Origin of the sequence: Endozoicomonas sp. YOMI1, assembly GCF_024606345.1 — a bacterium.
GTDB lineage: Bacteria > Pseudomonadota > Gammaproteobacteria > Pseudomonadales > Endozoicomonadaceae > Endozoicomonas.
In genome coordinates this window covers 1-9,764 of the sequence record NZ_JAHHPM010000057.1, presented here as the reverse complement: position 1 = coordinate 9,764, position 9,764 = coordinate 1, and the positions used below count along the sequence as shown (strand labels likewise).

Here is a 9,764-nt window from a genome sequence, read left to right as displayed (position 1 = left end):
AACAGAGGGAAGAGTGGCGCAGGCTGGCCAAAGAGGTCTGCCAGGTGATTGCCAGCCAGGGCGACCTCTGGTATCCGATAGCATTGCAGGACAGTAGCGCAAAGCGCGAACATTTCTTCAGCATCGGTGCCGCCAGCCAGTGTGAGAACACAAAAAAGCGGTGGGAGCACCATCCTTCGCCATTCAGTTATCAGCTCTTTAGCATCGGTAAACAGTCCGCTGCTATCCGGGAGTTAATCTCGCCTTATATCGAACACCTGGCAGAACCACCGGAACCCTCCTTCTCCCTGGCACAACTGACCCCAAACAGTGCGGCCATGAAAGAATGCCAAAGTAGCTGGCCAAAGGGGCTGTATAACGACCCCATTTTTCATCCCTTGATTCACCCGCAAAGGTTGCAGCCGGCATCGCAGGTCGATACGTTTTTGACTGCCCCGTGATACTCCGGTCGGATAAATTCAAAAGCAGGACTGCCCGGAAACCACACAGTCAAGTAACACTCTGGAACCAAAGTAAGCAAGGATCAGAAACAGGACACCGGCCAGAGTCCAGCGAACGGCAGTCTGCCCACGCCAGCCAAATCGCCAGTGGCCAATTAACAGTGCCGCAAAAAGACACCAGGCGGTGATGGACAATACGGTTTTATGCACCAGTTTCTGGGCAAACATATCTTGCAGGAAAAGGAAGCCACTGCCCAGCGAGAGCGTCAGCAGAATGACCCCGAGGCCCAAAAACTCAAACAACAGCCGTTCCATGGTCTGCAACGGCGGCAATGTTCTGATGGTATGCCGGTGAGTGCGCAGTTGGTGTTCCTGATAGGAAAGCAGAATGGCCTGAAATGCCGCCACCATCAGAATGCCATAAGCCATGACCGAGAGCAGCACATGGGAAACCATCGATGATGCCGTGTTCCAGACAATATGTTCAACCGGTGCCAGCAGGGCAAGCACAATGGCCAGCATGCTGACCGGCAGAATCATCACCAGCAGGCTTTCCGAGGGTTTCTTCAGACTGCTCAGTAACACCATCATGGTTACCATCATAGAAGTAAGCGAACCCATGGTGAACACACCAAGATTGATGCCCCGATCAGTATGGATGGAGATGTATAACGCAATAACGTGGAAAATCAGGCCAAAGGCGGTAATCAACAGAACCAGCGATTTAGGCACTTCACGCCCACCGTTTCGCAACCCCTGCCCAACCGTGCCTGCCAGATAGCAACCAAGCGCACCCATACTGACGAAAATGACACTCATTAGCGAAGCCTATTTATCCCCAAAGCAGCAAAAAAATAAAAAGCAGGAAGCCCTCTTTACAATAGGCTTCAACGAAAAGCAGCATCGGCAGTTTGTCATATTACCTGGCGCTAGACAAACAACCTTTCACCGGATCCACTGAAATGGATGCCGCTTTAGTTTCGATTCCTATATAATGGCCATCATTCTATGCGTTCAACCGCATAAACACCTTAGATCAGGGTAATTCCCAGAATGTTCGAAAATTTAACCGAGCGCTTGTCCCGTACACTGAAAACCGTAACCGGGAAGGCCAAGCTAACCGAAGACAATATCAAGGACACCCTGCGTGAAGTGCGCATGGCCCTGCTGGAAGCAGACGTTGCCCTGCCGGTGGTTCGAGAGTTTATCAACCGGATCAGGGAGCGCGCCATCGGGCAGGAGGTTCAGTCCAGCCTGAGCCCGGGCCAGGCGTTTATCAAAATCGTCCAGAATGAACTGATTGAGGTGATGGGTTCGTCCAACGACGAGCTAAACCTGGCCACCCAGCCACCGGCCGTGATCCTGATGGCCGGTCTGCAGGGTGCCGGTAAAACCACCTCCGTTGCCAAGTTGGGTAAATGGCTGAAAGAGCGCCAGAAGAAATCGGTCATGGTGGTCAGTGCTGACGTTTACCGTCCCGCTGCGATCAAACAGCTGGAAACCCTGGCTCAAGAAACCGGCCTGAACTTTTTCCCGTCTTCTGCTGACCAGAAACCGGTGGATATTGTTAACGGTGCCATCCATGAAGCCCGTATCAAGCACGCGGATGTCCTGATTGTCGACACCGCCGGTCGTCTGCATATCGATAACGATATGATGGCTGAAATCCAGCAGCTGCACAGTGCCATCAACCCCATAGAAACCCTGTTTGTGGTGGATGCCATGACCGGTCAGGATGCGGCCAATACCGCCAAGGCGTTTGGTGATGCCCTGCCATTGACCGGTGTTATCCTGACCAAGGCGGATGGTGATGCCCGTGGCGGTGCTGCACTGTCGGTTCGCCAGATCACCGGCAAACCCATCAAATTTATCGGTATGGGCGAGAAGACCGATGCTCTGGAACCTTTCTATCCAGACCGTATCGCCTCCCGAATCCTGGGCATGGGGGATATTCTCTCCCTGATCGAGGAAGCCGAGCGCAAGCTGGACCGCAGCAAGGCGGACAAGCTGGCCAGCAAGCTGAAGAAAGGCAAAGGCTTTGATCTGGAAGATTTCCGCGACCAGCTGCAGCAAATGAAGAAAATGGGTGGACTCACTGGCATGGTGGACAAACTGCCCGGCATGGGCGGCATGGCACCACAGCTTCAGGGACAGATGGACAACAAGATTTTTGTCCAGATGGAAGCCATCATCAACTCCATGACCCCAGCTGAGCGCGCCAACCCGGACATCATGAACGGATCCCGTAAAAAGCGCATAGCCGCTGGTTCCGGCACCCAGATCCAGGACATCAACCGACTCATCAAGCAACATAAGCAGATGAGTAAAATGATGAAAAAAGTCACCAAGAAAGGTGGCATGAGCAAACTGATGCGGGGCATGTCGGCCATGAAAGGCCAGCTGCCCGGTGGCATGGGCGGCATGATGCCTCCCGGCGGTGGCAAGAAGTTTCCGTTTTAACTACCCATCAATCGCCAGCTCCAAAACAGGGCTGGCGGTTTGAATTTAATAGCAATTTTCATTGAACGCAGTAATTTATTTCAATCCCGAATAACAAATAAAATTCACATTTCGAACATTTACGACTTTTTGCTGTCTAAATTTCTGCGTGATTAGAAATCAAGTCAGGAAAGGATCTCTGTTTTTAATCACCATTCCTATTCTGAGACCCAAATTCGGGCTAAAGAATAAGGCATTAAACTTAATACCCATAAAAAACCAAAACGAGCAATGACCTTAAAACAAATTCAATTTTGACCATCAGTATAATGGAGTATTCGACGTGGATAATATTACCCGGCCCCGTCATGATTATTCAAGCTTGCCAGTAAGACAATCAACACCTCCCCCTCAACGCAGAAACAGCCTTTGCCTGGGTGAACTCAGCTCTATAAGAGGTGGTGCCAACTGCACCGGCAAGAATGATGTCGGTAACACTGCGATTCCAGATCGAACGATTAAAAAGCTTGATTGCCAGGCTACACTAAACACCGACTCTGCTCCAAAGACAAATATCGAATCGGAAGAGGCATCAGTTCTTCCCAATCAAGACAACGCCCCATTATCTACTCAACCAGCATTATCGAGGAGCCCCTCTCCAGTTATAACCGGAGATAACTTGCCTTATCTTTCCTGCTTTAACTTCTTCATGATGCAACAGCAAAAACATATCCCGCAACAGAAAAAACCTAAACCGCAACAGCAAAACCCTCTCCCGCAAGAGCAAAAATCTATCCTGCAACAGCAAAAACCTAACCCGAAACAGCAAAAACCTGCCCCGAAACAGCAAAAATCTATCCCGCAAGAGCAAAAACCTACTACCCCGCAACAGCAAAAATCTACCCAGAGCGATATGACCAAACGGGAGGAGCAAGAAGTTAAGAAGCCATTGGAGATCGTAACCAGCGCCGCCTGCCCATCTCCGACGCCAAAGCTAATACACTCACACAACAATGTTTCATTAATCAAACATGCAGGCATCCAGGCAAAAAACAACAACTGTTCACTGGCCGCTTTTTTTATGGCTATATCAAATAACAATCTATTGAATACATTGATTAACGAGATTCAGGCTGGAACTATCAAACTACCATTGGAGGGCAAAAAGCAACAAGCCGATTCACTGAATGATCTTTTATCAATATGTAAAAATTTTTTCTTTGATGAAGAGACTAATGGCTACATTGCTGATGAAGGCTTGAACCGCATAAGAACACTTTTCCAACTCGACAAAGGAAGACTGTGCACTCCCCTGGCATTGACGGATATTATCGGAGCAATCCTCAAACACATCTATGATTATCCGGAACCCAAAGCAGATCCATCCGGAAATTACCATAACCTCAAAGAATCGCAGTCATCCCTGAAGCACAAAATATCATGGATTGATGCCGGGAATGCATTCATCCCTACCTATGAATCAAAAGAAACAGTAAGCAGTCTTATGGATCATAGAATTCCAAAACTTACAATTCCGCAAGACCTGATCAAAGAAGAAAAACCAAAAGGGCCTCCTCCCCCCAACCCGCCAAAAACTGTTGAGATTCTCAGCGAATACAAGCAGGGCGAAGCGCTTGCCATAAAATGTACGGATGAACATGATAGCAGCACAGGCAATTTGGTCCGTAAAAAATTTGAATATTTTGGTGACATGGTGAATCAATCGAGGACGATGAAAGCCGATGTTGAAGATCACTATCGCTGGGGCAACTTTGCTCGTTCCGCTACTACATCATTTATCAATAAAAAGGGACAGCAGATATTCGTTAATCATGCGCTAAGCGGCTTTGACAAGGACGAACCTGAAAGTGGAATAATACAAACAAACATTTCTCGAATGGCAACAACCGTGGAAGAGCTTATCAATATTTGGCTCAATGACACAAAGGATCAACTTATACTTAATGATTGTGCGTTCCAACAGTTATTACCTGACAAAAAACACTTCCCGGAAGTGTTGCTTGTTACCATCCCCAACCTTGGACCCAAGGTCAGAACCAACCTGGAGTGGTGGAAAGATGCCGCTATTCCCACTGCCGAAGGAGAAAAGATGGCTTACGAAGTCAGTGCCCTGATCAGCATTGAAAGCGGCCATTTTCTGGCCTGGAGTATAGAAGGCAACGTCCTTAATTATGCTGACTCCATGGGACACTCAGAAAACGATGAGACCGTCCCCTTAGTGGTCAAAATGCCGTTGACCGGGGCTGAAACGGCGTTACAGGCCGCTGAGAATGACAGTGAAAGTAAATTCGATGCCTATTGCTCGGCAATGCGAAGGGTCGCCAATCTGAAGCAATCAGCAGCACTGTTTATTCTGAGAAAAAAGCCCCTTTCATGAACGACTCTCAAAGGCTGCTGTTACTCTGCACACGGGTCGTTCGGATAACTGCATTGATATCGCTTTGCCTCAGAATAACTTGATCATTTTACTCAGTCCGGGAAAAGATCGCCGCCCGCTTCCCGACGTCCGCAAAAGCACAAGCGGTTCCAGCTTTTCGGGCAGCGGGAGGCGGGTAGCGTCCAGGAAATATGGAAGTTATTTCAGGACCGTTCCCAAAGCAGGTAAACACAGTGCCCGCATAGGGAACATACTTATCACAGCATATTGCCACCTCCTCTGGTTTTCCCTACAATATGCGCCCTTTATGATTGGCTTGAATCCGATCATGGATTGGCTGACGGACAATGAAAAAGGAACTTTCCTCGCTCAAATCTGTCTCAACTCTTCTGGGTTTTAGTCATACGCCCTGTGCGTCTGGCAAGGTAAACACAGAAAACCAGTTGCCGGAAACAACTATAGGAAACCCTATTCCATGGTAACCATTCGTCTTGCCCGTGGCGGCTCTAAAAAGCGTCCATTTTACCACCTGACCGTGGCTGACAGCCGTAACGCTAACGGCGGTCGTTTCATTGAGCGTGTAGGTTTCTTCAACCCTGGTGCTCGTGGCCAGGAAGAGCGCCTGCGTATTGATAATGAGCGTGTAGAATTCTGGCTGGGCCAGGGTGCTACTGCATCTGACCGCGTTGCCCAGCTTCTGAAAGAAGCCAAAAAGGCTGCGTGAGGTTAATAATTCAGTGACAACGGCAGTAGAGGGCGCTGTGAAGCGCATTACGTTAGGCCATATTTCCTCCGTATTTGGAGTCAAAGGCTGGCTGAAGATTCATTCCAACACCAGCCCGATGGAAAACATCCTCAACTACCCACGCTGGATTCTAGACCGCAACGGTGATGTTAAAACCGTTGACATCGATCAGGCCCGGCCACACGGGAAAGGTCTGATTGCCCATATCGTCGGCTGTGACGATCGTGAGCTGGCCCGCAGTTACTGTGGTTACCAGATCACCATCAACGCCGATGATCTGCCCGAACCGGAAGATGACGAGATTTACTGGCATCAACTGGAATCGCTGGATGTTTTCTCACGCAACGCTGAGGGAGACAATGTTCTGCTGGGCAAAGTCAGCCACCTGATGGAGACAGGTGCCAACGACGTGCTGGTCATTCGCCCCGCAAAAGGCAGTATTGACCGTCGTGAGCGTCTGGTACCCTGGCTTACCGGAACGGTGGTGTTAGACGTCAATCCTGAGAAAGGATTTATCCGGGTAGATTGGGACCCGGAGTTTTAACTGGCCATGACGACTCAACACTCATCCCTTGATGAGCCAGCCGGAGAAACACTGGCAGAAACTCATCAGGACGCAGACAAGAGCGCCATGGACATCGGAATGTGGTTCGGTGTCGTCAGCCTCTTCCCGGAGATGTTCCGGGCCATAACCGGGCACGGTATTACCGGCCGCGCGGTTAAGGAACGGCTGATTGAGGTACAGACCTGGAATCCCAGGGACTTTACCCATGACCGGCACCGAACTGTGGATGACCGACCTTATGGCGGTGGTCCCGGCATGTTGATGAAAATTCAACCTCTGCGTGACGCCATCCATGCAGCCCGCAAAACTGCAGGAACCGAGACCAAAGTGATTTACCTCTCTCCCCAGGGTCGCATGCTCGACCAGAAAGGTGTAGAGGAGCTTGCCCAAAGCAAGAAACTGATCCTGGTCGCGGGGCGATATGAAGGTATTGACGAGCGGGTAATCCAGACCGAAATCGATGAAGAATGGTCTATTGGTGATTACGTGTTAAGTGGTGGCGAACTCGCTGCCATGACTCTGATTGATGCAGTATCACGCTTTGTACCGGGCACCCTGGGTCATAAGGATTCCGCTCATGAAGATTCATTTGCTGATGGTCTTCTTGACTGCCCGCACTACACCCGTCCTGAGCTTTTTGAAGGGCAGGAAGTGCCGCAAGTACTGTTATCAGGTAACCATGCACTTATTGAGCGCTGGCGACTGAAGCAGTCTCTGGGCAGAACCTGGCTGAGACGACCTGACCTGTTAGAGAACCTGCGGCAAAACAGGTCACTGACCAGCGAGGAAGAAAGGTTGTTGTCGGAGTTTATTGCTGAACACTCAGCTAAGAGCCACGACAGTGCCTGAGAGCATGACTCTTTGGCCAACCGAATGTGCTATTGGCTTGTTTTGGATTGGTTTTGAACGTGCGTCAAAGCAATCTGAGTGAAACACAGCTTGAGCGGGACAAAATTGACTAACCAGGAGCAATTATCAATGAGCAAAAACAAAATCATTGCGCAGCTTGAAGCTGAACAAATGAACAAAGACATCCCTGCCTTTAGCCAGGGTGACACTGTAGTCGTACAGGTTAAGGTAAAAGAAGGCAACCGTGAGCGTCTGCAGGCGTTCGAAGGTGTTGTCATCGGTAAGCGTAACCGTGGCCTGAACTCTGCTTTCACCGTTCGTAAAATCTCCAGCGGTGTTGGCGTTGAGCGTACATTCCAGACTTACTCTCCGCTGATCGCTTCTGTGACTGTGAAGCGTCGTGGTGACGTTCGTCAGGCTAAGCTGTACTACCTCCGTGAGCTGAGCGGTAAAGCTGCTCGTATCAAGGAAAAGCTCAACTAAGATTCAGTTTAATTTTCCGGCAACTGATTTTTACACGAGTTTCTCAGAAGAGCGGATTGGTGTAACACCTGATCCAGTGAAAGCGGCGAAAGCCGCTTTTTTTATCTGAACGAATCATGTCTTTCGCTGTCTTAATAAGTGAAGAAGCAGTTATAAAGACACTCATATTTATGCCGGATATTATCCAACCCCGCCACTCCAGCTTTGCCGTAAAAACAACACCGCTAAGTGAGGATAACACTGCAGATTTCAGAGACAGTAGTGCCACCCAACTTCTGGAACCAGACTCACCCTTAACCAGATCGACTGTAAAAAGTGGCATTGGCGAGTCGAATTCCTCCAAAATCAGTCATAGACAGGTCTCGATTAATACCACAACCCACTCACTGCTCACATCAACTGCAGCTCAGGATGTGGCAACACTACCTGAAGGACCCGGCTTTCTTCTGCGCTTTCCCGAAGAACATCTTTTCCTGCTCTTTGCCGACCCGGATATCATTATTTCCAGACGTTCACCACAGGAATATGAAGATAAAGAGCCGGGATGCACAGCGGCCTGGTGCCGCTGTATGAGCCAGGTATTAGAGTGGATTCAGCACGACCCTGTGGATGCCCCCCTGATTTCCCGACAACGCTATATGCAGATCAACGCCTTACTGACCGAAGGCGTGCAAAATATGCTTGACGGCCATATCCCCGGAACCGCACGAAAAATTTGCGTGCGTTATGCCACCAATGGACATACCCAAAAAGGCATCATCCAGGCTCTGCTATACAAGCAACAACTGGAAGAAAGCTATGAGTTTTGCCGTGGTACCCTTGATGCGACCATTTCCACTTCTCCGAAAAAACGCATAACTCCTGATAGAAACCTAATTTCAAAATATACCAAACTTAAAGGTAAAACCATTTCTTTCAGGGCAATAGGACCTAATGGTCCGGGATCAGAAAAAAACGGAATTGATAAAATTTTATTCAAATACCAGCTTCTGGCCCTCCTTGAGAAAGAAATAATCACCCCGCTGAATACACAACTGAAATCACTACAGCACAGAAAAATCAACAAACCTGAACTGCTGGTAAAACTGATTAGAATACTTGCCAAATACTGGACCAGACTTGAGCAGCTACACACACCTCTGGATGGTACCTGCAGAACAAATTATATGTTAATGCAATATATTTTTATGAAATTTGGCTTCCCTCCGCCTGTATTAAGGGATCCAAACTCAATTGACCTGGTTCACATGGCTCTTTGCAAAAAAATCATTGGCATTGGATTAAAAAATTCACTGAGACTAATGGGTAAAGAGGATCAGGTATCAGAAACAGAGGTGATTATTGATCAATATACCAAACGATACCTGAGAAATCCGGCTTGCTTTTTCCACTGTGCTCAAGATTACGAAAAATACCTGATTCCAGAAGTATTGAATTTTAAAGATGGTTACCTGGACCAAATGAAGCATCTTACCAAAGCGTTCACTGAGGTACTGGGTCCACACAGAGTCGTCACACAAACCGACACAAAACCACTGAAAACACCTTTACGTGGCCGAAAGAAATCATAAGTAAACAGTTTATTAATCCTCTGAAAACCGTTGAAAAATAATCGGTTGGCCCGGGGGAGGGTCAGAAACAGCGTAGAGCAACCTCTGTGACTTATGGCCCGGAACTTTTTATTGTCTACCGGGTCAAAAAAATTTCAATTCCCTGGGAAAAAACCTACATAGAGGTTTGAGTCATGAACACTTCAGGTATTATCAGGCCAGTCGGACACCAGGACACTTTGTCGAGTCGCCCAAGGGAACCTCCCCCTCAGGCGCTCACAGAACCGTACTTGAA

At 48.6% G+C, this 9,764-nt stretch carries 9 protein-coding genes; 8 read left to right on the top strand and 1 reads right to left on the bottom strand.

The window, feature by feature from the left end; genetic code table 11:
• A partial coding sequence (locus KDK15_RS02260) for a hypothetical protein (protein ID WP_257293743.1) occupies positions 1-440 on the top strand: 440 nt, incomplete at its 5' end.
• Positions 441-458: 18 nt separating this feature from the next.
• Here KDK15_RS02260 and KDK15_RS02255 read toward each other — a convergent pair.
• Positions 459-1,259: an inner membrane protein YpjD gene (locus tag KDK15_RS02255; protein WP_257293742.1), complete on the bottom strand. Its 801-nt coding sequence runs from the start codon at positions 1,257-1,259 to the stop codon at positions 459-461.
• Between the two features lie 234 nt (positions 1,260-1,493).
• On the opposite strand from KDK15_RS02255, the gene ffh reads away from it, so the two are divergent.
• The 7 genes from ffh to KDK15_RS02220 all read left to right on the top strand — a co-directional run bounded on the left by ffh (position 1,494) and on the right by KDK15_RS02220 (position 9,490).
• Positions 1,494-2,900 (top strand): signal recognition particle protein, encoded by a 1,407-nt coding sequence (ffh, locus tag KDK15_RS02250; protein ID WP_257293741.1) that lies wholly within the window; start codon positions 1,494-1,496, stop codon positions 2,898-2,900.
• A gap of 322 nt (positions 2,901-3,222) precedes the next feature.
• The gene (locus KDK15_RS02245) at positions 3,223-5,277 is read left to right on the top strand and encodes a hypothetical protein (protein WP_257293740.1); all 2,055 of its coding nucleotides are present in this window, start codon (positions 3,223-3,225) and stop codon (positions 5,275-5,277) included.
• A gap of 475 nt (positions 5,278-5,752) precedes the next feature.
• Positions 5,753-6,001, top strand: coding sequence for a 30S ribosomal protein S16 (gene rpsP, locus KDK15_RS02240; RefSeq protein WP_101745200.1), 249 nt, complete (start codon positions 5,753-5,755; stop codon positions 5,999-6,001).
• Positions 6,002-6,014: 13 nt separating this feature from the next.
• Entirely contained in the window at positions 6,015-6,566 is a 552-nt protein-coding gene (rimM, locus tag KDK15_RS02235) for a ribosome maturation factor RimM (protein WP_257293739.1), read from the top strand.
• 99 nt (positions 6,567-6,665) lie between these two features.
• The gene (gene trmD, locus KDK15_RS02230; protein ID WP_257293744.1) at positions 6,666-7,436 is read left to right on the top strand and encodes a tRNA (guanosine(37)-N1)-methyltransferase TrmD; all 771 of its coding nucleotides are present in this window, start codon (positions 6,666-6,668) and stop codon (positions 7,434-7,436) included.
• A gap of 129 nt (positions 7,437-7,565) precedes the next feature.
• Positions 7,566-7,919, top strand: coding sequence for a 50S ribosomal protein L19 (gene rplS, locus KDK15_RS02225; RefSeq protein WP_257293738.1), 354 nt, complete (start codon positions 7,566-7,568; stop codon positions 7,917-7,919).
• Between the two features lie 170 nt (positions 7,920-8,089).
• Positions 8,090-9,490, top strand: a complete 1,401-nt coding sequence (locus KDK15_RS02220) for a hypothetical protein (RefSeq protein ID WP_257293737.1) — start codon at positions 8,090-8,092, stop codon at positions 9,488-9,490.
• Positions 9,491-9,764 lie beyond the last annotated feature (274 nt).